Annotated in this window: 20 protein-coding genes; 10 read left to right on the top strand and 10 right to left on the bottom strand. The window is 67.8% G+C overall.

The window, feature by feature from the left end:
* Nucleotides 1-134: 134 nt before the first annotated feature.
* From A3ES_RS0107325 to A3ES_RS0107310, 4 genes are read right to left on the bottom strand one after another with little or no spacing between them, the layout of a single operon-like run.
* The gene (locus A3ES_RS0107325) at nt 135-989 is read right to left on the bottom strand and encodes a carbohydrate ABC transporter permease (protein ID WP_020386138.1); all 855 of its coding nucleotides are present in this window, start codon (nt 987-989) and stop codon (nt 135-137) included.
* Nucleotides 986-1,909, bottom strand: a complete 924-nt coding sequence (locus A3ES_RS0107320; RefSeq protein WP_020386137.1) for a carbohydrate ABC transporter permease — start codon at nt 1,907-1,909, stop codon at nt 986-988. Before A3ES_RS0107320 ends, A3ES_RS0107325 begins: the two co-directional genes overlap by 4 nt.
* A gap of 3 nt (nt 1,910-1,912) precedes the next feature.
* Nucleotides 1,913-3,232, bottom strand: a complete 1,320-nt coding sequence (locus A3ES_RS0107315) for an ABC transporter substrate-binding protein (RefSeq protein ID WP_020386136.1) — start codon at nt 3,230-3,232, stop codon at nt 1,913-1,915.
* Between the two features lie 25 nt (nt 3,233-3,257).
* A complete protein-coding gene (locus A3ES_RS0107310) occupies nt 3,258-6,080 on the bottom strand; it encodes a family 78 glycoside hydrolase catalytic domain (RefSeq protein ID WP_083933251.1) in 2,823 nt (940 codons plus the stop codon).
* Nucleotides 6,081-6,176: 96 nt separating this feature from the next.
* Here A3ES_RS0107310 and A3ES_RS0107305 point away from each other — a divergent pair, with 96 nt between their 5' ends.
* Complete coding sequence (locus A3ES_RS0107305; protein ID WP_020386134.1) at nt 6,177-7,055, top strand: AraC family transcriptional regulator; 879 nt, start codon at nt 6,177-6,179, stop codon at nt 7,053-7,055.
* Here A3ES_RS0107305 and A3ES_RS0107300 read toward each other — a convergent pair.
* Nucleotides 7,042-7,725: a TetR/AcrR family transcriptional regulator gene (locus A3ES_RS0107300; protein ID WP_020386133.1), complete on the bottom strand. Its 684-nt coding sequence runs from the start codon at nt 7,723-7,725 to the stop codon at nt 7,042-7,044. The genes A3ES_RS0107305 and A3ES_RS0107300 overlap by 14 nt on opposite strands.
* Nucleotides 7,726-7,816: 91 nt before the next feature.
* Between A3ES_RS0107300 and A3ES_RS0107295 the strand changes: the two genes are divergently transcribed.
* Nucleotides 7,817-8,998, top strand: coding sequence for an FAD-dependent monooxygenase (locus tag A3ES_RS0107295; RefSeq protein WP_020386132.1), 1,182 nt, complete (start codon nt 7,817-7,819; stop codon nt 8,996-8,998).
* Here A3ES_RS0107295 and A3ES_RS0107290 read toward each other — a convergent pair.
* Genes A3ES_RS0107290 through A3ES_RS0107280 form a run of 3 tightly spaced genes read right to left on the bottom strand, consistent with a single transcriptional unit; the run spans nt 8,933 to nt 12,975 of the window.
* Complete coding sequence (locus tag A3ES_RS0107290) at nt 8,933-10,303, bottom strand: MFS transporter (RefSeq protein ID WP_020386131.1); 1,371 nt, start codon at nt 10,301-10,303, stop codon at nt 8,933-8,935. The two genes, A3ES_RS0107295 and A3ES_RS0107290, sit on opposite strands and share 66 nt — an antisense overlap.
* Before the next feature lie 43 nt (nt 10,304-10,346).
* Nucleotides 10,347-10,805 (bottom strand): PGPGW domain-containing protein, encoded by a 459-nt coding sequence (locus A3ES_RS0107285; protein WP_237744874.1) that lies wholly within the window; start codon nt 10,803-10,805, stop codon nt 10,347-10,349.
* 43 nt (nt 10,806-10,848) lie between these two features.
* Nucleotides 10,849-12,975 carry a peptidoglycan DD-metalloendopeptidase family protein gene (locus A3ES_RS0107280; protein WP_020386129.1) on the bottom strand — a complete coding sequence of 709 codons (2,127 nt, stop codon included), beginning with the start codon at nt 12,973-12,975 and terminating at the stop codon, nt 10,849-10,851.
* A gap of 227 nt (nt 12,976-13,202) precedes the next feature.
* Between A3ES_RS0107280 and lpdA the strand changes: the two genes are divergently transcribed.
* The 3 genes from lpdA to A3ES_RS0107265 all read left to right on the top strand — a co-directional run bounded on the left by lpdA (nt 13,203) and on the right by A3ES_RS0107265 (nt 15,848).
* On the top strand, nt 13,203-14,600 hold the full coding sequence (gene lpdA / locus A3ES_RS0107275) for a dihydrolipoyl dehydrogenase (RefSeq protein ID WP_020386128.1): 1,398 nt from the start codon (nt 13,203-13,205) through the stop codon (nt 14,598-14,600).
* Between the two features lie 73 nt (nt 14,601-14,673).
* Nucleotides 14,674-15,186: a class I SAM-dependent methyltransferase gene (locus A3ES_RS0107270; RefSeq protein ID WP_020386127.1), complete on the top strand. Its 513-nt coding sequence runs from the start codon at nt 14,674-14,676 to the stop codon at nt 15,184-15,186.
* Between the two features lie 209 nt (nt 15,187-15,395).
* The gene (locus A3ES_RS0107265; protein WP_020386126.1) at nt 15,396-15,848 is read left to right on the top strand and encodes a group II truncated hemoglobin; all 453 of its coding nucleotides are present in this window, start codon (nt 15,396-15,398) and stop codon (nt 15,846-15,848) included.
* 327 nt (nt 15,849-16,175) lie between these two features.
* Here A3ES_RS0107265 and A3ES_RS0107260 read toward each other — a convergent pair whose 3' ends face one another.
* Nucleotides 16,176-16,928: a metallophosphoesterase gene (locus A3ES_RS0107260; protein ID WP_020386125.1), complete on the bottom strand. Its 753-nt coding sequence runs from the start codon at nt 16,926-16,928 to the stop codon at nt 16,176-16,178.
* 50 nt (nt 16,929-16,978) lie between these two features.
* Entirely contained in the window at nt 16,979-18,487 is a 1,509-nt protein-coding gene (locus tag A3ES_RS0107255) for a PstS family phosphate ABC transporter substrate-binding protein (RefSeq protein WP_020386124.1), read from the bottom strand.
* 181 nt (nt 18,488-18,668) lie between these two features.
* Between A3ES_RS0107255 and A3ES_RS0107250 the strand changes: the two genes are divergently transcribed.
* The 5 genes from A3ES_RS0107250 (at nt 18,669) to A3ES_RS0107230 (ending at nt 23,367) form a co-directional block, all read left to right on the top strand.
* A complete protein-coding gene (locus A3ES_RS0107250) occupies nt 18,669-20,027 on the top strand; it encodes a dihydrolipoyl dehydrogenase family protein (RefSeq protein ID WP_020386123.1) in 1,359 nt (452 codons plus the stop codon).
* Between the two features lie 45 nt (nt 20,028-20,072).
* On the top strand, nt 20,073-21,116 hold the full coding sequence (locus A3ES_RS0107245; RefSeq protein WP_020386122.1) for an energy-coupling factor ABC transporter permease: 1,044 nt from the start codon (nt 20,073-20,075) through the stop codon (nt 21,114-21,116).
* Complete coding sequence (cbiQ, locus tag A3ES_RS0107240; RefSeq protein WP_020386121.1) at nt 21,113-21,880, top strand: cobalt ECF transporter T component CbiQ; 768 nt, start codon at nt 21,113-21,115, stop codon at nt 21,878-21,880. Before A3ES_RS0107245 ends, cbiQ begins: the two co-directional genes overlap by 4 nt.
* Nucleotides 21,877-22,647 carry an energy-coupling factor ABC transporter ATP-binding protein gene (locus tag A3ES_RS0107235; RefSeq protein ID WP_020386120.1) on the top strand — a complete coding sequence of 257 codons (771 nt, stop codon included), beginning with the start codon at nt 21,877-21,879 and terminating at the stop codon, nt 22,645-22,647. The genes cbiQ and A3ES_RS0107235 overlap by 4 nt, the downstream gene beginning before the upstream one ends.
* A 72-nt stretch (nt 22,648-22,719) precedes the next feature.
* Nucleotides 22,720-23,367 (top strand): DUF998 domain-containing protein, encoded by a 648-nt coding sequence (locus A3ES_RS0107230; protein WP_020386119.1) that lies wholly within the window; start codon nt 22,720-22,722, stop codon nt 23,365-23,367.
* Nucleotides 23,368-23,421 lie beyond the last annotated feature (54 nt).

Below are 23,421 nucleotides of genomic sequence, written 5' to 3'. Positions count from 1 at the left end.
CGCATGCTAGGCGCGGCCCCGGACCGCCAGCACTCACAAACCTCATCCGGCCAGTCCTGGTCAGGCGTGGGTGGGCGTGGCTTGGGCCGCGTTGAGCAGGTTTGTGAGTGGCGGCGGTCCGGGCCGGCCACCCCCTAGCCCTTCACCGCGCCCGCGGTCATGCCGGCGACGATCTGGCGGTTGAAGAACAGGAACATCACCAGCGGGGGAATGGTGATCAGCAGGATGTTCATGAACAGCAGGTTGTACTGCGTGGTGAACTGGCTGGAGAAGTTGTAGAGGGTGAGCTGGACGGTGGCGTTCTTGTCGCCGGGGAGGAAGTAGAGCGGGTTGACGAAGTCGTTGAAGACGACGACCGACTGGACCACCACGACCGTCACGATGACGGAGCGCAGCAGCGGGAAGATCACCTTGAAGAAGAGCCGGATCGGGCCGGCGCCGTCGATGATCGCGGCCTCGTCCAGTTCGCGCGGGATGGTCGCCACGAAGGCGCGGAACAGCAGGATGCAGAACGACAGCCCGAACGCGATCTCGACCAGGATCAGCCCGGGCATGGTCCGGAACAGGCCGAGCCGTTGCAGCACCCAGATCGTCGGTACCACCGCGGGCGGGATGATCAGGCCGGACAGCACCAGGAAGTGCACCAGCCCGTTCCAGCGGCTCGCCTTGCGCTGCAGCACGAATGCCGCCATCGCGGCGAGTACGACCATCCCGGCCACGCTCGCGACGGTGAGGATCGTGCTGTTGATGAACGCGATGATCAGCATGTAGTCGCGCGCCTCGACGACGGCGACGAAGTTCTGCACGAACTGGAACTGGTGCGGCCAGGAGAAGTCCAGCAGGGATGCCTGCTGGCGGTCCTTGACCGCGGTCAGCACGATGAAGGCGAACGGCACCACGAAGACGACGATCGACACCAGGATCGCCACCACGCTGAGCAGGTGGTTCTTCCGCGGCCGTGCACCGGCCAACGCCGTAGTACTGCTCACAGCTCCACCTCCTTGCGGTTGAGGAAGCGGGACAACGGCAGCACGATCGCCGTCACCACGACGAACAGGACGACGTTGCCCGCGGTGGACAGACCGTAGAAGCCGGCCTGGTACTGCTTGTAGATCACCGAGGCGATCACGTCCGAGGTGAAGCCGGGACCGCCACGGGTCATCGCCCAGATGAGGTCGAACGACCGCAACCCGCCGATCAGCGACAAGATGATCACGGTGACCGTCGCCGGCCGGGCGAGCGGCAGGATGATCCGCCGGAAGCTCTGCCAGGCCGAGGCGCCGTCGACCTTCGCAGCTTCGAGGTACTCACCCGGGATCGAGACGATGCCGGCGATGTAGATCAGCGTCGCCAGCCCGACCCCTTTCCAGACGTCGACCGCCGCCACCGACAACAGCGCGTACTTCGGATCGGTGAGCCAGCCCGGCCCGTCGATCCCGATCACCGAGAGCGCGCTGTTGATCAGCCCGCGCTCGGGGTTCATCAGCACGGTGAAGGTCAGGCCGACCCCGATCGTGCTGACCAGGACCGGGAAGAACACCACGGACCGCAAGTAGCCGCGGGCAACGATCTGCGAGGTCAGCAGGACGGCCAGCAGCAGCCCGAGGACGACCTTCGTTCCCGACGTGACGACGGCGTAGATCAAGGTGTTGGTGAAGCCCTTCACCAGGGCGGGCTCCTGGAAGAACGTGACGAAGTTGCCGAAGCCGATGAACTTGGACTCGAAGATGCTCCACCGGGTCAGGCTGAAGTAGAACGAGGCGAAGGTCGGGATCGCGAACAGTACGCCGTACACGATCGCGGCCGGCAGGTAGAACCAGGTCGAGTAGGGGCTACGCAACCGGCCGCGATCCGGCCCGGCGACGGTGGTGCGCGTCTTCGCGGGGGTGTGGATCGACGTCGTGGCCACGGCTCACCAGCCCGCCAGGCCGAGCTGCTGGGCCTGCTTCTTGACATCCTCGTCGTAGAGCGAGGCGCCGGCGGCGGCCTTGCGGATGCCGGAGCCGACCTCGACGGTGATCTGCTCCAGCGACGGGCCCTTGACCGGCGAGAGGAACTCCAGCGCGAGGCTCGACGCGCCCTCGGTGTCGATGTAGGGCTGCATGTCCTTGACCACCTGCGGTACCTCGGTGGGCAGCTTGCAGTCCTTCACCGCGAACGGGCCGGTGACGGCGCCGGCCTTCGCCTGCGAGTCGCAGCCCTCCTTGCTGGCCACGAAGGCGAGGAACTTCTTCGCCGCGTCCAGCTTGGCCCCGGTCGTACTGGTCGGGATGTAGACGCCGCCGGGCGACCAGACGGTCAGGCCGTTCTTCGCGGCGTCGTCTCCCGGGATGGCGAACAGGCCGACATCCTTGGCCGCCGCCGGGTAGGTGGCGACCAGTTCGCTGACCACCGCGGACAGGATCGGGTAGTGCGCACCCTTGCCCTGGGCAAGCAGTTTCAGTCCGTCCGGCATCTTCGCCGACGCGAAGTCCTTGTTCTCGTAGCCAAGGTCGTGCACCTGCTGGAGGTGCTCGAATCCCTTCCGGGCCGCGGGTGAGGTGCCGTACTTGGCCTGGTTCTGCGTGTACTTGTCGGCGAAGTCCGGCTCGGCCGCCGACACGTTGTGGAAGTCGCCGAGCACGAACAGCTGCGAGGTCCAGGTCTCGCCGTAGGTCTGGATCACCGGCGCGACCCCGGCGGCCTTGATCTTGGCGTTGTTCGCCATGAACTCCGCCCAGGTCTTCGGCACCTGCAGGCCGAGCTTGGCGTACAGCGGCTTGTTGTAAAGGATCGCGCCGCCCATGAAGCCGCCGTACGGCGCGCCGTACACCTGGCCGTCGGCGGTGACGGTGCTCTTGAAGTTGTCGGCCAGTGCGCCGGCGAACGGCTGGTCACCGACCGGGACGAGGTTCTTCTTCGGCGCGATCGCCTGGAACAGCGAGCCCGTGTTGTACAGGAAGACATCGGTCATGTCGCCGGTCGACAGCCGGGTCTTGATGATGTTGTCGCCTTCGCTGCCGGCCGGCCGGGTCTCCACCTTGATGGTGATGCCCGGGTTCTTCGCGGTGAAGTCCTTGCCGAGCTGTTCGGCCGTCTTCAGGGTCTGGTCGGCGTTGTCGACCAGGAAGTTGAGGGTGACGGCGTCGCTGCCACCCTCTTCGCTGGAGCCGAGGCTGCCCGCGCTGCAGGCGGTGAGCGCGAGCGCGGTGATCGCCAGCGTTGCCAGTGCTGTCGTGCGTGAGCGGATCATGCGAGAGGTGTTCATGAGTGGCCTTTCACTGCGCGGTGAGCAAGGAGTCGAGCCGTGCCCGCAAGGCCTCGGCGCCGGGTGAGAAGTCGCCCCCAGCGACATCGATGAGCTTGGCCACCGGGGCGTCGAGGTAGCGCTCCAGACGGCCTGCGAGTTGGGCCTCGTCTTCGACGACACCGGCCTCTACCGCCGTACTCACGACGGCCTGCCAGCTCGGCTCGTGGTCGACGAGTTGGCGGATGCTCGGATCAGCGCCGAGCGGCGCCACTTCGGCGTACGGGTCAGCGACCGTCCAATCGTGCTGGCCATGCAGTACTTCGACCGGAGTGCTGCTGTCTGGCAAGTGAACCGTCGCGGTCGCGCCGACGGGGATGGTGGCGGTCAGCCGGAAGCTGCCGTCCGCACGAGTCCACTCGACGCGGGCCTCGCCGTACGGCGTGAGGTGGCAGGCCGCGGCTCGTGTGAGTCGCGAGTCGGCCAGTGGGCGGATGACGATCGAGCGGTAGCCCGGTGAGCCGGCCGCAAGGCCTGCCACTCGTCGGTGCATCCAGTCGGCGACGGCGCCAAGGGCGTAGTGGTTGAAGGAGGTCATCTGGCCGGGGTTGATGCTGCCGTCGGGGAGCATGCTGTCCCAGCGCTCCCAGACAGTGGTGGCGTCCATGGTCACCGCGTAGAGCCAGGAGGGGCAGCCGGTCTGCAGGAGCAGCCGATAGGCCAGTTCGGGCTCACCGGCGTCTGCCAGCGCATCGGTCATCAGCGGAGTACCGATGAAGCCAGTGCTGATCCGGAAGCCCGCTATGCGCACCAGGTCGGCCAGCCGCTGACCAGCGCGCTTCCGCTGCGCCTCTGTCGGCAGCAGCGCCCACTGCAAGGCCAGCGCGTACGTCGTGGTGGCGTCACTGAGCACACGGCCACCCTCGGTCGTGTACTCCGCTGCGAATGCCGTGCGGACCCGGGCAGCGAGGCCGGAGTACTCGCGAGCGAGGTCGGCGTCGTCGGCCAGCTCGGCCGCCCAGCCGACGATCTCCGCCGAGCGGGCCAGGTGAGCCGTCGCGACGACATCGTGGTCGGCCTTGGCGCGGAACGGGTTGTCCGGGGGAGCGGTCGGGTCGAGCCAGTCGCCGAACTGGAAGCCGCCCGTCCACAACAGGTCATCGCCGGCCAGGTCGGCCATCCGATCGACCCACGCCCGCATGCTCGGCAGTTGCCGGACGAGCAGGTCGCGATCGCCGGTGCGCTCGTAGAGCACCCAGGGCACGACGACGGCCGCGTCGCCCCAGGCGGCTGTCGCCGGTCCAGCGCCACGGATCACATCGGGGATCACGAACGGGACCGAACCGTCCTTGTGCTGCTCGGCGGCGAGGTCGGCCAGCCAGTTGGTGAGGAAGCCGGCGCTGTCGAACAGGAAGCTCGCGGTGGGGGAGAAGACCTGGATGTCGCCGGTCCAGCCGAGCCGTTCGTCGCGCTGCGGGCAGTCGGTCGGTACGTCGAGGAAGTTGCCGCGCATGCCCCAGACGACGTTCTCATGGAAGCGGTTGAGCAACTCGTGCGACGACTCGAACCAGCCCGTACGCCGGAGGTCGGAGCCGACGACGACTGCCTCGAGGTCCTCCTTGGCGAGTCCGTCGACCCCGGTGACCTCGGCGTACCGGAAGCCGTGGAAGGTCAGCGCCGATTCGAGGGTGGCCTCGTCGGGGCCGGCGAGCACGTACGAGTCGGTGGCCTTGGCGGTGCGGAGTGGGCGGACGCCGAGTTCACCGTTCTCGAGTACTTCGGCGTGCCGTAGTACGACCTCGTCTCCGCGTGAACCGCCGCGTACGCGCAGGCGGACCCGGCCGACCACGTTCTGGCCGAAGTCGACCAGCGTCTTGCCTGTCGGCGACGTGGTGAGCTCGACGGCCGGAAGCACGTCGGTGACTCGCACGGGTGGGCCGTCGGGTGCGACCAGCAGGCTGAGGTCCGCATCCAGTACGTCGACCGGCGTGGGATCTGCCGGCGAGTGGGTGAAGTCCGTGCGCTGGCCGTCGTAGAGGTCGTCGGCGACGATCTGGCTGTCGCGGGCGGTCCAGGTGTTGTCGCTGGCGAGCACCTGGGTCTTGCCGTCGGCAGTGGTGACTTCCAGTTGGGCCAGTACGGACAGGCGTTCGCCGTACAGGCCGCGCTTGCCCTCGAAGCCGAGGCGGCCGCGGTACCAGCCGTCGCCGAGCAGGAAGTCCAGCCTGTTCTCACCTGGCTGCACGAGTTCGGTGACGTCGTACGTCTGATAGCGCAGGCGGAACTGGTACGCCGTCCAGCCGGGCGCCAGTTCCTCGTCGCTGACGCGGCGGCCGTTGAGTTCCGGCAGGTAGACCCCATGGGCGCTGGCGTAGAGGCGGGCGCTGACGATGCCGTCCGGCAGCGTCGTCGTGCCGCTGACGATCGGTGCGGGTTCGTCGTGGGAGCCGATGTCACGGGGACTGACGAAACGCGCGCTCCAGTCATCGGGGCTGAGCAGGCCCGCCTCGACGACGGCCGAATCGCTCCAGTCGCTCCACTCAGCGCCGTCACTGACTCTGATCCGTACCTGGGCCTGCTGGCGGGAGGCCAACGGCGTACCGGGCCAGGGGACCAGCACCTGGTCCGGCGACTGGACAGTGTGTACCTCGGGTAATGCGTCGCCTCGGACGATCTCGACCTCGTAGGCGGCTTGGCGGTAGTCGGCGGTCGCTGTCGGGACCTGCCAGGAGAGGCGGGGTGACGCGGTACCGAGGCCCAGTACCGGGCCGGGGCCGGTGTGGTGCTCGAAGCGGACGGACACAGGTGCGGCAGCAGGACGGGTCATGGCGCTCCAGACTGTGAAACGATTCATTCGCTATCCCCTGATCCTGCGGCCAGGGCTGGGCCGCGGATAGTCCGGAGTGCACCGGAGGTAGCACGAAATGCACCTGGGCCCGTATGTTGGACCATGGCCGATCCGCCGGTCGAGAACACCGGGACCCTGCTGCATTTCATCGACGGCTCGTACGCGTACGCCGGGCGCTACGTGCACCCGGACGCGCACCCGGTCCACACCCACAGCTTCTTCGAAGTCGCGGTGGTGATGGGTGGCGCCGGTATGCATCACAGCGCCGCCGGCTATCAGGAGCTGGTGGTCGGTGACGTGCTGCTGCTGCGTCCGGGCGTCTGGCACGGGTACACCGGCTGCACGAAGCTCGATGTGTTCAACTGCTGCTTCTCCGCCGACCTCTTGCAGCACGAGCTGGCCTGGACGCGCGAGGACCCGCTCCTCGGTTACCTGCTCTGGACCGGCCCGAACTCGGCCCGCCGACGAGGAGTACTGACCGGCCACCTCGATCCGATCGCGCTGGAGTCGTGCGTCAGCCAACTGGAGCACTTGGAGGATCTGCGCGCGCGGCCGTTCGATCTGCACCGAGGTGACGTGGTCGGACGGCTGTCACTGTTCCTGAGCTGCCTGGCCCGCGCGCTGGCCGGTGACGACCTCGGCGCGGCCCAGCCCGCGCATCCGGCAGTACTGACGGCGATGCGGTTGATGGAGGCCGATCCGGCCCATCACTGGACTCTGACCGAGCTGGCCGACGAGCTCCATCTGGCGCCCGGCTATCTGGTCCGGTTGTTCAAGTCGTCGACCGGACTGCCGCCGATCGCCTACCTGTCCCGCCACCGCGTCGAGCTGGCGGCGCACCGGTTGCTGCACACCGACGAGCCGATCAGCCGGATCGGCGAGGCGGTCGGCTGGCCGGATCAGAACTACTTCGCCCGCCGCTTCAAGTCCCACTACGGGTTGAGCGCGACGACCTATCGGGCCCGCTTCACCCGCGCTTGATCAGAACTTCGAGGCCGTCCAGGATCCGTTCCAGGCCGAAGATCAGGCCCTGGCTCTCGCTCCCGTCCATCGACTGCAGCGCGGCCGCGAGGCCGGGGAAGCGCTCGGCCTGAGTGTTCAGTACTTCGATCATTGCCGATGTGATGTCCTTCTCGGTCGCCCCCGTCGTTCCGCCCGGCATCGTCAACGACTGCTGCGCGACCGTCCGCACGTGCCCGACGATGGTCATCACCGAGTCCAGTTGCTGGCCGCCGTTCAGGCCGGTGTCCGTCAACGCCCGGACGCCGCACTCCGTCCAGGTGAGCTCGTTGGGTCCGAGCGCGCGCCGGCCGACGGTCGACAACAGCACCCACGGGTGCTTCTCGAAAGCGGCGTACAGGTCGAGAGCCCAGGCCATCAGCGCTTTCCGCCAGTGTTGCCGCGGGTGGTGCGGCGGTACGCCCATCGCGAGGTCGGTCATCAGCGACACCAGCTCGGCCTTGCCTGGCACGTAGCGGTAGAGCGCCATCTTCGTGAAGGACAGTTCGCCCGCGACGCGCTGCATGGACACGGCATCGAGGCCGTCGCGGTCGGCGACCGCGATCGCCGCTTTGGCGATGGCGTCCAGGCTCATCGCGGGCTTCGGTCCGCGGGTGGGTGGCGGCGGGTCGCCCCAGAGCAGATTGATCATCACGGCTCCCCAGCTTGTGAACCTCTGCGAACTGTGTCTACCATACACATTACTGAAACTGTGTCCGTCGGACACTATTAGGGAGGGCTTGATGAAGATCCTGATTTCGGGCGCGAGTGTCGCCGGACCGGCCCTGGCGTACTGGCTGGGCCGGGACGGCCACGAGGTGACCGTGGTCGAGCTGGCTCCGGCACTGCGCAAAGGCGGGTACGCCGTCGACTTCCGCGGCAGCGCGAACAAGGTCGTGCTGGAGCGAATGGGTGTCCTCGACGACCTGCGCGCCCGGCAGACGGGTGGCTCGGCGATGCGGTTCATCGCCGAGGACGGCCGGCAGCTGATGCGACTGCCTCCGGAGTTCGCCGGGGGAGAGCTCGAGGTACTGCGCTCCGAGCTGTCCCAGGTGCTCTACGACCACAGCCGCGACAGGGCGGAGTACGTGTTCGGTGACTCGATCGCCACGCTGGAGCAGCACGCCGGTGGAGTGGACGTGGCCTTCGAGAGCGGTTCCGCGCGGACCTTCGACTTGGTGATCGGAGCCGACGGGCTGCACTCCGTCGTCCGCCGGCTGGCCTTCGGGCCCGAGCGGGACTTCGTCAGCCATCTCGGCTACTACGTCGCCGGGTGGGATCTGCCGAACGAGTTCGGAGTCGAGCGGGACGGGCTGATGTACAACGTGCCGGGCCGGCTGGCGAGCGTCGGGGTGGATCACCGCGACAGCCGTAAAGCAGGTGCGATGTTCGTCTTCGCCTCACCCGAGTTGACCTACGATCGCCGGGATCCCCAGCAGCAGAAGGAGATTGTGCGCTCTACCTTCGCCGGGCTCGGCTGGCAGGTTCCGGAGCTCCTCGCCGGTCTGGACAATTGCAGCGAGCTGTACTTCGACTCGATCAGCCGCGTGGACGCCAGCCGCTGGTCGACGGGACGGGTGGCTCTGCTCGGGGACGCCGGCTATGGCGCGACCCTCGGTGGCATGGGCACCGGTACTGCGATCGTCGCCGCCTACGTGCTGGCCGGCGAGTTGGCAGCGGCGGACGGCAACCACGCGGCTGCCTTCGCGGCGTACGAGAGTCAGTTGCGCAAGCCCGTAAAGGCTTGTCAGGCGGGTGGGAATCGTGCGGGGAAGTTCCTGGCGCCGGCGACACGCTTCGGGATCGCTGCGCGCAACCGGCTGCTCGGTACGCCGTTCCTGCTCAACCAGATGCTGCGGCTAGGAGAGAAGGTCAGCAGTGACTTTGTGATCCGTGACTACGCTCGAGCGCCTCAATGCCAGTAGTGCGCCACCTGCCGCCGCGGCCGTGGTCAGCAGGAAGGCCAGTCGGAACTCTGTCGGACCGGGGGAGTCCGCGAGCACCAGCGTCAGCACAGCGATCGTCAGTGCTCCGGCAAGGTATTGCGAGGTCGTCAGCAGTGCGCCGGCCGTTCCTTGCTGAGCAGGGGCCACGTCGTGGGTGCCGATGATGAACATGCAGGTGTAGATCACGCCGTGGCCGAAGCCGCTGAGGAGTAGGCCGGGCAACAAGCTCCCGGCGTACGAGCTGCCGTCTAGGGCGAGGGCTAGCCACAGTAGGCCGACAGTGGCGATGGCGAAGCCCGCTGCGAGGACTGCTGCCGGGCCGTACCGGCGTACGGATCGCTCTGCGGCGGCGTTGCCGATGGTGACGAGTATCGCCAGTGGCAGGAACGCCAGGCCTGCTTGGAGTGGTGTGTATCCCTTCTGTGACTGCAGGAGCAAGGTGAGGACGTAGAACTCCGAACCCACGCTGGCCATGTAGAGCGCAGTGGCGGCAGCCCCCGCCTTCAAGGAGCCCGTACTGCGGAGCGCAGGCTCGATGAGCGCGTTGCGGGACCTGCGCTCGTTGCGGACGAACGCGACGAGCATGACGACGGCAAGCCCGAGGCTGACGGCTGCGGCGGTGGGGTGGTCAGCGCCGAGAGTCAGGCCGATCACTAGCGCTAGGACGGTCGCAGTACCGAGAGCGGAGGCGATGAGGGGAACACGGGAGGCGACACGGGTCTGTGGGGTGCTGATCCAGATGACGGCGCCTAGTGCGGCCAGCAGGGTGAGTGGGACGTTCACTAGGAAGGTCAGGCGCCAGGAGGCGCTGGTGAGGATGCCGCCGAGGATCGCTCCGGCAGCAAGGCCCGAGGCGCCGACCGAGCCCCACACCGCAAGCGCCCTGCTGCGAGCGGGACCGGCGGCGAACGTCGTACCGATCAGGCCGAGGATGGCTGGTTGCAGGAGGGCTGCCCCGAGACCCTGTGCACCGCGGGCGGCGAGCAGGACTGTGCCGTCCTGCGCGACGCCGCCGACTGCGCTGGCAAGTCCGAACCAGATGATCGCGGCAACGAACAGCCGCTTGGCGCCGAGGCGGTCGGTGAGCCGTCCGCCGACGACGAGGAAGCCGGCGAACAGGACGGCGTACGCGCTGATCACCCACTGCGCCAGCGCCGGCTCCAGCCGCAGGTCGGCGGAGATGCTCGGCAGCGCGATGTAGATGATCGAGTAGTCGAGCGCGATCAGGAACTGGGCGACGGACAGCACGGCCAGTGTGGCGGCCGAGGACTTCGGGCGGGTCATCCCGCCATTCTCAAACCTTCACACTGATGTGAAGGCAAGCGTCTCAGCCGAGCAGCGGCAGTTTGTGCAGGAACGTCTCCCACGAATCGGGCAGCCAGCCCGGTACGCCGAGGACGCCCATGTAGAGCCACATCGCGACCAGCACACAGACGAACAGGGCGAGGGTGCCGAGTGCCTTCAGCCAGGCCGGCTGCTTGCCGGTCCAGGCGGTGAGCACCTTGACCCAGTCCTTGACCTTGTAGAGCAGCCGCTGCGCCCACTCGAACTCGCTCGCCAGCACCGCCAGACCCGCGATGAACAGCGGGATGCCGCCCGGTCCGGGCAACCATCCGGTCAGCGGCGCGGCGATCAGCAGGATGCCGCCCACGATGCCGACCCCGATCCGGTAGATCAGGTGCTTGCGCGGGTTGGCACGGATCTTCCGCCGCCACTCCCAGCGATCGTCCTGGGCGTCCAGCGTGATGTTGTCGTCCGTGCGGTCGGGACTGGTCTGCTCGGCCACGACCCCAGCGTACGTGCTCACCGGGCCTAAAACCCGGGCATTTCTACGCACTTTGTGGTTTGCCGAACTCCCAGTGCCAGGGCTCTTCGCGGCTGCCGCCCTGGTCGGCCCAGGACGGGTGGACCCAGCCGTAGGCACCGGCGTGGGCGACCATCCACTGGTACTGCGCTGTGCCGAACTTGTCGACGCCACCACAGAGGTCGATGGCGACACCCCAGCCGTGGTTCGACGTACCGGGCAGGGCGGCCAGTGACGGCTTGCGGCCGTACAGGTCCACCTGTGCGGAGTACGAGCGGTAGGAGTCGGTGATGCAGAGGTTCTTGCCGAAGGCCTGCCGGAACGCGGTCGAGAGCTGCTGGTACGCCGCTGCCGCGTCGCAGCGGAGCATGTGGCCGTTGCCGAGGCCACAGAGCTGCGACGCCGGGATCAGGCCGTTGCTGTAGCCACCCCAGCCGGCACTCGTGCTGCCGGTCGCAAGGAACGGCATCGGGTTCACGGCGTCACCACCGAGGCGTACTTCGAAGTGCAGGTGCGCGCCGGTCGAGTTGCCTTCCGAACCGACCGCTCCGATGCGTTGGCCCGCGGTGACCTGGGTGCCGTCGGCGACGTCGATCGCGCTCAGGTGCGCGTACAGCGTCTCCAGCCCGTTGCCGTGGTCGATGCGAACCAGGTTGCCCGCCCACGCCGGGTGCTCGACCCGTACGACGCCTGCGGTGACCGCGCGGACCGGAGTACCGAGTGAGGCTGGGAAGTCCTGGCCGGTGTGGAGGCCGCTGGCCCACAGGGCGCCCGACTGGCCGAACGAAGTACCGATCTCGTAGGTGCCTTCAGCCAGCGGCCAGGTCCAGGCGCCGGTGCCGACGTCGATCGACGTGGCTGTGTTGCCGCAGCGGAATGCCGACGCGCTCGCCGTGGTCGCCGGGGCGATCTGTGCCTTGGCCGGCTTGCCGAGTGTCGGCCGCAGCGCGGCGTACAGGCTGTCGGGGATAGAGGTGACGACCACTGAGCCCTTGGCCTCGTCGGCGGCGATCATCTCGGCGTTGTCGAGGGCGATGCCGACGTGGAAGAGGCCGACGGACCGACTGCCCATCAGGAGGATGTCGCCTGGCTGCACCTGCGTGTTCGGGACTCGCTGGTAGTCGGCGTAGACGGAGTTCGCGAGGCCGGCGAGGGTCGTGTAGGGCTGCCAGGCGGCTCGTGCCGCGCCGAGGCAGCCGTACTTGGCCGGGCCGGTGTCACTGACACCGTACGGCTTGCCCATCAGCGAGAAGGCTTGATTGACCGCGCGGATCGTCTCGGCCGACAGCACGCGTACTGCGCGCCCGCCGTTGGCAACAGCTGCCGTTCCCGGCACAGGCTGCTTGGCGATCTTGAACGGCAACAGCCCGGTGGGAAGGTCGTAGGGGTTCTTGATCGTGGCGGCGGCCGGCGGCTTCACCTTCGCCGCAGCCAGCTCAGCCAGGTACGTCTGCCAGTTGGCGAGCGCCTGCTGGTTGCGTGTGGTCTGCAGCTGCTTGGAAAGCTGAGTCGCACCGGCCAGGTCGGCGAGTTGGCCTTCCATGGCCATCGCCGCGCTGGCTGCCTTCTCCCGAACCGTCTTGCCGAGCTCGGTGGCGGTGTTAGCCGCCTTGTCGGCTGCCGCGCGCTTGGTGGCGGCGTCGGCTGTCGCAGTACCGGCTGTTGACTCTGCTGCTGTGGCTGCCTTGTACTGCGCGACCTGGGTGCTGCCGAGCTGCCGGATGGCGGTCTGACGGTCGGCGATCTCCTGTAGGTTCTCCGCGACCGGTGCGAGAGACCACAGCATCGACTCGGTGCCGAGGACCGTCGGGATGCCCAGCTGGTAGGCCTGGGCTGTCAGCAGGCCGAGGCGGCGGCGCTCGACCTGCGACCTGTTCTGAGAGCTGGAGGCGTACGCCTCTGCCTTCTTCGCGGCGGCCTCGGTGGTCTGCGCGACCTTCAGAGCGTTCGTGTAGGCGACAGTGGCCTTGGCTACGTCGATCTGGATGGCGGCGGCCTCGGCCTGGAGCTGCTCGAGGGAGCGGTTCACATCCGTGACGGAGGCGGGTGGAGGCGGCGTGGGGTCGGCGAACGCGGCGTAACTGGGCAGCGCGACCACTGCAACCAGTGCGCCGACTGCGGCGAGCCGCAGCCTCCGGCCGTTGCCCAGCATCAAGCCCCCATGTCCTCGTGACCGAATCCCAACCAAAGGGCGCCTCACGCGCGCACGGGAGGAGGACCGCCCCCGTGCCTGGCCCAGCGTATGCGCCCGACGGTCATGACGGAACCCCAGGTAACCGTCCGTGACAATGAGGCAGGACACACCGCCCGATCGTGACCGTCGTCACCTGCTGTCGCCCGGCGCGGGAAACCCCGGCCGGACCGACTAGGATTTCGGTCATGGCCTCGCACTTTGACGTTGTTGTCCTCGGCGCCGGCCCGGGTGGGTACGTCGCGGCGATCCGCGCCGCCCAGCTCGGGCTCAAGACCGCCATCATCGAGAAGAAGTACTGGGGCGGTGTCTGCCTGAACGTGGGCTGCATCCCGTCCAAGGCGCTGCTGCGGAACGCGGAGCTGGCGCACATCTTCCGTAAGGAGGCGAAGACCTTCGGCATCAGCGGCGAGGTGAGCTTCGACTTCCCGACGGCGGTGCAGCGCAGCCGCAAGGTGGCCGACGGCCGCGTCAAGGGCGTGCACTTCCTGATGAAGAAGAACAACATCACCGAGTTCGACGGGTGGGGTTCGTTCGTCGACGCGAACACGCTCGACGTGTCGCTGAACGACGGAAGCTCCGAGACGGTCACCTTCGACAACTGCATCATCGCCACCGGCGCCACCACCAAGCTGCTGCCGGGCACCCAGCTGAGCGAGCGGGTGGTGACGTACGAGGAGCAGATCCTCACCGAGGAGCTGCCGGGCAGCATCATCATCGCCGGTGCCGGCGCGATCGGCGTCGAGTTCGCCTACGTGCTGGCCAACTACGGCGTGAAGGTGACGATCGTCGAGTTCCTGGACCGGATGGTCCCGCTCGAGGACGTCGAGGTCTCCAAGGAGCTCGCCAAGGCGTACAAGAAGCTCGGCGTCGACGTGCTCACCTCGACCCGGGTCGACTCGATCGACGACTCCGGCGACCAGGTGAAGGTGACCGTCACCGGCAAGGACGGCAACCAGCAGACGCTGGAGGCCGACAAGGTGCTGCAGGCGATCGGCTTCCAGCCGCGCGTCGACGGTTACGGCCTGGACAAGATCGGCGTCAAGCTGACCGAGCGCGGCGCCATCGACGTCGACGGCGTGCTGCGCACCAACGTGCCGAACATCTTCGCGATCGGCGACGTGAACGCGAAGCTGATGCTCGCGCACGCGGCCGAGGCGATGGCCGTGATCGCGGCCGAGACGATCGCCGGGGTCGAGACGATGGAGCTCGACTACGTGATGATCCCGCGCGCGACGTTCTGCCAGCCGCAGGTCGCGAGCTTCGGCTACACCGAGGAGCAGGCCCGCGAGGAGGGCTACGACGTCAAGGTCGCCAAGTTCCCCTTCACCGCCAACGGCAAGGCGCACGGTCTGGGCGACCCGACCGGCTTCGTCAAGGTGATCAGCGACGCGAAGTACGGCGAACTGCTCGGCGCGCACCTGATCGGCCCCGAGGCCACCGAGCTGCTCCCCGAGCTCACCCTGGCCCAGAAGTGGGACCTCACCACCAAGGAACTGGCCCGCAACGTGCACGCCCACCCCACCCTGAGCGAAGCCCTCCAAGAAGCCTTCCACGGCCTCGAAGGCCACATGATCAACTTCTGACCACCAGCTTCAGCGCGAAGGGCCCCGGCAACTGCCGGGGTCCTTTCTGCATTCCCGGGCGGATACTGAGGGAATGAGCGGGTGTTGCGAGCCGGATGACTGCGGGGCCGTTTTCAGTGAGCGGTTCGCGCGGCGAGTCGCGCGGCGCTATCGACGGCAAGGGTTGAGTCCGGCGGCGGAGCAGATCGTGCAGTTCGTCGCCGGGCAGGGGGTTCGCGGGGCGACGGTTCTGGAGATCGGGGGCGGGGTCGGTGAGATCCAGTTGGAGTTGTTGCGGCTGGGCGCCGCGCGGGTGACCAATCTGGAGCTCAGCGCCAATTACGAAGAAGAGGCCGAGCGGCTGATCAAGCAAGCGGGTGTGGGGGATCGGGTCACGCGGCGACTGCTCGACATCGCTGAGGCGCCGGGGGAGGTGGAGCCGGCTGATGTGGTGGTGCTGCATCGGGTGGTGTGCTGCAACCCGGACTACGAACGGCTGCTGTCGGCCGCAGGAAGTCACGCGAGGCGGATGCTCGTGTTCAGCCACCCGGGTGACGACGTGCTGGCGAGGACGGCGATCTGGTTCGAGACGCCCTCCGCAGGCTGAGGGGCAATTCATTCCGCGCCTACGCCCATCCAGCGGAGGCGATGGTGGCCGTAGCCGAAGCAGAAGGCTTCACAGCGCAGTACCGGCAGCGCTCGGGAGCCTGGAACGTCGTAGGAATGGCGCGCTAGGAGGCCGCTGAATTAGGGCGATTATTCAGCGCCCTCCTAGCGGGCTTGCTGACGGCATTGGCCGATGCGAGGCTCGGAGCCATGCAAACTCTCTATGAGGCTGCCGGTGGCGATGAGGGACTTCGCCGGCTCGCCGAGGCGTGGCATACGCGGGTGATGGCGGACGAGGTGGTCAGCCACGCGTTCAGCCATGGATTCCATCCCGAACACACCGAGCGCCTCGCCGCCTACTGGATCGAGGCGCTCGGCGGTCCGACGGCCTACACCGATTCCTACGGCAGCGAGACCTCGGTAGTCCGGATGCACAGCGGCAACGGACCCCACGAAGAGATGGATCGCCGAGCAGTAGCCTGCTTCGACCAAGCGTTGACCGATGTCGGACTCTCCTCAGACGATCCCGTACGCCCAGTCCTGTCCGCCTACTTCAGCTGGGCAACGAACAACAGCATGTCCCGGTACCACGGCTCCGCAGCCAACATCCCCGCCGACCTATCCATCCCCCGCTGGTCATGGACCGGCCTCCAAACCGGCTAGTCGGCGGAGCGTCCGCCAAGAACATCCGTCCGGCGCCCGGATCCGACGCATCCACCCACACCACTGGCCGCGGCCCGGCCGGCCTCTTCGCCGTCTTCAACCCCACCGCGTGAAGGAAATTTGCCGCTCCATGACCAATTTCCTTCACGCGGTGCGGATTGGTTCGAGCCCCCGCTTTTCGGCTTCGGCGAAGCACCTCCCGAACCGCTCAATTGACTCGCTTTGGGGTTAACCACCGAGAGGGCGGTTTGCCTAGCTGGATTCTGAGCAGGCAACCCACCCCTGGCGGGGTCAACCCCTCAGAGCGGGGTTCGCCCATTGGCGGTCTCAGGTTGACGGTACGGAGCGGTAGACCGTGACGAGAGGTTGAGGTGGGGCGTAGAGGTGGAGCGCCAGGCCGGGAGCGGCTTCGGTGTCGACCAGGCCGTTGGCGGCGGCCGGTTCGAAGGGTAGGGGAACGCTGGATCTGATGCCGGGGGCAACGAGTAGCGGGTGGCCGGCGAACGTGGTGGAGACGCCGTTGTGGACGTGGCCGGTGAGGATGGCGGTGATGGGCTTGTCACGCAGTACGGCGGCGAAGGGCTCGGCGTCCCGCAGGATCCACTGATCCATGACCGGGTGCTGGAGCTCGTTCGGCGGGTGGTGGAACGCCATGAACAATGGACCATCGACAGCTTTCGCCAGTACGCCGCTCAACCAGGCGAGCGAGTCGGCACTCAGCAGCCCGTGGTCCTCACCCGGCACCGACGTGTCGAGCAAGACGAACCGCGCCTCGCCGACATCCCGTACCTGATGCACCGGATGTCCCTCGCCAGGCGACTCGACAGGCAGCCCCGCGCGCAAAGGCGCACTGACATCGTGATTGCCCGGCAACAGCAGAACCGGTACGTCGAGCGCCAACTCAGCCGCGACCTCGGCGTACTCCGCCGCCAGCCCGTGATCGGCCAGATCCCCAGTCACCAGCACCACATCCACCGGCCTGCTGAACCCTCGCAGGTACGCCGTGACACGACGCAGCCGGTCTCGTGCGACTGAGGATCCATCCAGGTGCGGGTCACTGAGATGAGCGATCACGTACATCCGAACCTCCTACGAGCTAATGACAGACCTCCAACCTACCGTTAGAAGGTTCATCCGCAGAAGGCTGTGGGGAGGTCGGGGCAGGGGACCAGGCCGTCGCGTTCCAGGATCGGCTTGGCCGTTGCCGAGGTCAGATAGGTCAGGAACGCTTCCTGCAGGGTGTCCGGGCCGGGAGCCTTGTAGGTGTAGGCGTATTCGACCTCCCAGAACTTGTACGACGAGTCGGCCACCTTGGCCGCCTCGGGTACCACGCCGTCGATCGCCAGTGGCGTGATCGCCGGGAACTTCCGCGAGCTGCCGAGTTCGGCGTACCCGATGGCGCCTTCGATCTCGTTCACGCGGGCCAGCAGTTCCTCCGTCGTGCCGACCTCGCAGCGGTGCTGCTTGGCGACCGGGTCGTCCTTGGTGCGGCAGTCGTCGGAGGTGATGCCCAGCTCCTGGTCGCCGGCGAGGACCTTGTCGCGGAACACCCGCCGCGAGCCGGAGTCCGGCCCGACCCGGCTCACCATCCGGATCGGCAGGTCGCGCCCGCCGAGCTGCTTCCAGTTCGTCACGCGTCCGGCGTAGACGGCTCGCAGCTGAGCGGCCGACAGCGCGGTGACATCCGCCGACCGGTTCACGACGATGGCGAACACGACCACCGCCACCGGCTTGCCTTGCAGGTCGGGCGAGTCCTCGGCCCGCCCGTCGGACATCGCGATCAGCTTCTCCGCGGCGATCGGGTCCTTGGCGCCGGTCTCGTTCAGCGACCGCGTTCCGCTGCGACTGCCGTTGGCCGCGATCGTGATGTCGGCGCTCGTGCACTCGGCGGCGTACGCGCTGCGCAGTTCGCGGACCGTGGGCTCGACAGCGGTCGACCCGACGATCCGCAGTTGCCCGTCCGCGCAGTTGTCCGGCGGCTGCAGTACGTCGACCACGAACAGCGCGACGAGAGCACCGACCAGCACCATTGAGAGCGCGCCGAACATCAGCGTTCGCCGGCCAGGTCCACGCGGCCGTGGCTCGTGATAGACCCCGCCACCTGCGGACCCGCCGGCCAGGTAGCCCGAGTGCGTCACGCCGTCGCCGCGGCCGCTCAGTACGAGCAGGAACTTGAAGCTGTCGCCGCGGTTGATCGCGGTCCGCGGCAGGATCAGCTTGCTCGTCTCGATGAAATTCTCCGAGTCGAGCTGGCGCTGCAGCATCTCGCCGAGCGCCTCGGGCTTGGCCTCGGTCACCTCCAGCCCGACGATCTTGCGGTCCGGAAAGGCGAAGGACACCTTCTCGTGCACATGGTGCGGCTCGATGTCCATACCGCCCGCGTTGTCGACCCGCAGCAGCACGACGCTCGGGTCCGGTACGACGGCGCCCTGGTACCGCACCTCGACGTCGACCATGTGCGAACTCGGGAAGACCCCGATCGGCGCGTCCACCTGGACCCGGTAGACGAGCCGTTTGCGGCGCAGGAAGTACCGGTCGACCAGCCAGACGACCACCGTGCCGATCAGCGCGGTCGCGGCGATCACGGTCTCCAGGTTGATGTCCCCGAGGCCGGACAGGTCCACGGCCAGAACGTTCATAAAACCCAAGGCGGAATCCATTGCCCCCACAGCATCCGTCGGCGGACCGACGAGCGTAGGCAGCACCGGCGGCGACCCGGTGAACAACGGTTGAATCCCGCGCTGCAATCGTTGTCTTACCGCCCGGTGACGCGCCACCGCAAAGCTTGGCCGGCGCGGCGGTGTCTGCAAGATTGGCGGCATGGCTGAACAGGTTGACGTGGTCGTGATCGGGTTGGGTGTCGGCGGCGAGGAGACCGCCGGGCGGTTGGCGCAGGCCGGGCTGAAGGTGGTCGGGATCGAGTCGCGCCTGGTCGGCGGTGAGTGCCCGTACTACGGCTGCATCCCGAGCAAGATGATGATCCGCGCGGCCAACCTGATCGCCGAGACTCGTCGCGTCGACGGCATCGCCGGTACGGCGACGGTCACCCCTGATTGGGCCCCGGTCGCCAAGCGGATCCGCGAGGAGGCGACCGACAACTGGAACGACCAGGTCGCCGTCGACCGGCTGGTCGGCAAGGGTGTGACGTTCGTGCGCGGCCGCGGCACCTTCACGGGTCCGGGCCGGGTCGTCTCGGGCGATCGCGAGTTCGAGGCGAGCCGCGGCATCGTCGTCGCCACCGGAACGGTCCCGGTGATCCCGCCGATCGACGGTCTCGCCGGTACGCCGTACTGGACGAACCAGCAGGCGATCGAGACCGAGACCCTGCCGGCATCACTGATCGTGCTCGGCGGTGGCGCGATCGGGCTGGAGCTGACGCAGGTCTTCGCCCGGTTCGGCGTACAGGTGACGGTGGTGGAAGGCGCTGATCGGTTGCTGGCCATGGAGGAGCCCGAGTCGGGTGACCTGGCCAAGGAGGCGCTGGAGCGAGATGGCGTGACCTTCCGTACCGGCGTCCACGCCAAGCAGGTGAGCCACGACGGCGACGGCTTCACGCTGAGCCTCGAGGACGGCAGCGCGGTGACCGGGGAGAAGTTGCTGGTGGCAACGGGGCGCCGGGTGGACACGAAGGAGCTCGGGCTGGACAAGGTCGGCCTCGACCCGTCGGCCCGGCTCGTTGCGGTCGACAAGCAGGTCCGCGCCGCCGACGGCGTATGGGCGGTCGGTGACGTCACCGGGGTCGGCGCGTTCACCCACAATGCGATGTACCAGGCCAACATCGCTGTCTTCGACATCCTTGGCGCCGAGGACGCACCGACCGCGAGCTACCACGCGATGCCACGGGTGACCTTCACCGACCCGGAGATCGGTGCGGTCGGGCTGACCGAGAAGCAGGCGCGCGACCAGGGCCTCGACGTCCGGACGGGGATCAGTCAGGTGCCGGCGTCGACGCGCGGCTGGATCCACAAGGCCGGCAACGAGGGCTTCATCAAACTTGTCGTGGACAACGAGCGAAGAGTCCTGGTCGGCGCGACCAGTGCGGGGCCGACCGGTGGTGAGGTGCTCGGCGCGCTCGCGGTGGCCGTGCACGCCGCAGTACCGGTTCACTCTCTGCAACAGATGATCTACGCATACCCGACGATCCACCGTGCGATCGGGGACGCGCTCAGGGCATTGTGAGACCCCTTGTTGCGATCGGGTCGCAACAAGATCAAGAATGTGCCCATGCATGTTCCTGACGGGTTCTTCGACGCGCCCACCTCCATCGCCACCGGCCTGATCGCGGCCGGTGCGGTCGGCTTCAGTCTGCAGCGCGCGAACCGGGAGATCCGGGAGACGGGTCCGGCGCTGGCCGGGCTGACTGCCGCCTTCGTCTTCGCCGTCCAGATGGTGAACTTCCCGGTCGGCGCCGGCACCAGCGGCCACCTGCTCGGCGGCGCACTGGCCGCTGCGCTGGTCGGACCGTGGACGGCTGTCCTGGTGATGTCGACGGTGTTGCTCGTGCAGGGCTTGCTCTTCGCCGACGGTGGCCTGACCGCACTCGGCACGAACATCACCCTGATGGGCGTGGTGACCGTGATAGTCGGGTACTTCGTCACTCGCGCGCTGCTGAAGGCGCTGCCCAAGCGAGTCGGCAGCGTGGTGCCCGCGACAACCGTCGGCGCCCTCATCTCGGTGCCGGTCGCGGCGCTCTGTTTCACCGGCCTCTACGTGATCGGTGGCGCGGTCGACATCCCGCTCGGCAAGCTCGCCACGGCGATGGTCGGCTGGCACATCCTGGTCGGCCTCGGCGAGGCCGTGATCACCGCCGCCGTCCTGAGCGCGGTAGTCGCCACCCGCCCCGACCTCGTGTACGCCGCCCGCCACCTGCAGGCCGACCTCGTCCTGGTCGATGCCGATGGCAACACTTCGACAGTCTCGCCGGACAAGCCGATCGCCGCCAAGCCGGCCGGCCGCTCGTTCGGGGTCGGTGTCGCGGCGACGCTGCTCGTCGCGGGTGTGGTCAGCCTGTTCGCGAGCGCGCATCCCGACGGGCTCGAGTTCGTCGGCGCCAAGCTCGGGTTCGAGAGCGCAGCGAAGGACTCCGCCGTGGCCGGCAGCCCACTGGCCGACTATGGCGTGAGCGGCATCGGCAACTCCCAGGTGTCGGGAGCGCTGGCCGGCATCATCGGCGTACTGGTGACGATCGCCGTCGGTCTCGCGATCGCGAAGATCGCCTCGCTCCGTTCGTCCGCCCGCGCCGAGCAGACTGATCTGATGCAGTCGTGAGCGGTTCGGCCGGTGACGGCCTGCTGGTGGTGGTGGACAGCCGGATCCACCGGCTGCCCGCGCAGGTGAAGATCGTCGCCCTTTTCGTTTTCGTCCTGGCCGTCGTCTCCACCCCGGCCGGCGTCTTCTGGGCCTTCGCCCTGTACGCCGTCCTGCTGGCCGCCTGCGTCGCGCTCGCAAAGTTGCCGGTGGCAACCGTGATGAGGCGGCTCGCGGTGGAGACGCCGTTCCTCGTGTTCGCGCTGGTGCTCCCGTTCGTCGCGACCGGCCCGCAGATCGACGTACTGGGGGTGTCCGTGTCGGAGTCCGGCATCCTCGGCTCGTGGAACGTCCTGGCCAAAGGCACGCTCGGAGTGGTCGCGGCGATCGTGTTGTCCGCGTCGACCGCACCTCGCGAGCTGCTCGCCGGCCTGGAGCGGTTGCGGCTCCCGTCGACGCTCGTCGCGATCCTCTCGTTCATGATCCGGTACCTGAGCGTGGTCTCCGACGATCTGCACCGAATGCGAATCGCCCGCGAGTCCCGCGGGTACGCCGGCGGCCGGGCCGGTCACCTCAAGGCGGTCGCTGGGGGAGTGGGTGCTCTCTTCGTGCGGAGCTTCGAGCGTGGCGAGCGAGTCCACTTGGCGATGCAGTCCCGTGGCTACACCGGCCGGATGCCGCAGCTCGCGACTTCCGGCGCGGCCCGCAACCAGTGGCTGGAGGGTCTGACGATCTCCCTGCTCGCAGTACTGATCGCGGTGACGGCTAGGGTTGCCAGCTTGTGAGCGGTCCATCGATCCACGTCGAGCGTCTCGTCTTCGCCTATCCCGATGGGCGGCAGGCGCTGTACGGCGTCGACTTCACCATCCAGCGCGGCGAACGCGTTGCCCTGCTCGGCCCGAACGGCGCCGGCAAGACCACGCTCGTACTGCATCTGAATGGCATCCTCGGCTCGGTCGCGGGTGGCAGTGGCAGCGGGCGGATCCAGATCGGTGGCTCGGACCTGCACCGCGAGCACTTGCCCGAAGTACGTCGCAAGGTCGGGCTGGTGTTCCAGGATCCGGATGATCAGCTGTTCATGCCGACCGTGCGCGACGACGTCGCCTTCGGCCCGGCGAATCTCGGGTTGCGTGGTTCGGAGCTGGAAGACCGCGTCCAGGAAGCGCTGGTCCAGGTCGGGATGCAGGACCATGCCGATATCGCTCCACACCATCTGTCTTACGGGCAGCGCCGCCGGGTCGCCGTGGCCACGGTCCTGGCGATGCGCCCCGAAGTACTGGTCCTCGATGAGCCGTCGAGCAACCTGGATCCGGCGAGCAGGCGCGAGCTGGCGGACATCTTGTCCGGTCTCGACGTCACGCTGCTGATGATCACGCACGACCTGCCGTATGCGCTGCAGCTGTGTGAGCGCAGCCTGCTGATGGACGCCGGCCGGATCGTCGCCGACGGCGAGACGCGCGACCTGCTGGGCGACGCCGAGCTGATGGCGGCGCATCGGCTGGAGCTGCCCTACGGCTTCGACCCGCTGTCCGTTCCAGGTCCCGAACGCTGACTTCTGCCCGGCCTGTCGATTTCGTGCTGTCTCGCTCGACGCGTTGGCAAGACCAACCGAGAGGACAGCACCATGACCACCATCGCGACCACCACCCCGAGCACCACCGTCACTGCGCGCAGGCTGCTGACCGCGGGGATCGTGGCCGGCCCCTTCTTCAGCGTGGTCGTCGCCGCCCAGGCGCTGACCCGGGACGCCTTCGACATCCGCAAGCACGCCGCGAGCATGCTGACCGTCGGCGACCACGGCTGGATCCAGATCGCCAACTTCATCGTCACCGGCCTGCTGGTGATCGCCGGCGCCACCGCCCTGCGCCGCAGCTCGGGCAACCGCTGGGCGGGCCGACTGCTCACCGTCTACGGCGTCAGCCTGATCGCCGCGGGCCTGTTCGTTCCTGATCCGGCCCTCGGCTTCCCCGCCGGTACGCCGGAAGGCCAGCCCGTCACGATGAGCTGGCACGGTGGCCTGCACTTCGTGGCTGGGAGCGTCGGCTTCACCGGCTTCGTGATCGCCTGCTTCGTGCTGGCACGTCGCTTCGCCCGTCAAGGCGAGCGCGGCTGGGCGGCGTACTCGATCGTCACCGGGGTCTTCTTCCTGGCTGCCTTCGCAGGAATCGCGTCCGGCTCCGCCGGCGGCCCCGTCCTCGCCTTCTACGCAGCCGTCGCCCTGAGCTGGACCTGGATCTCCCTGGTACTACGCAAGTTCCAGCGGTCCGCCTAGTGCTTGAGGGTGCGACACCCCGGACCGCCACCACTCAGTAACCTCCGCAAGTAA

This window comes from Kribbella catacumbae DSM 19601 (assembly GCF_000372465.1).
Lineage (GTDB): Bacteria > Actinomycetota > Actinomycetes > Propionibacteriales > Kribbellaceae > Kribbella > Kribbella catacumbae.
This window is presented reverse-complemented; position numbering and strand designations above follow the sequence as displayed.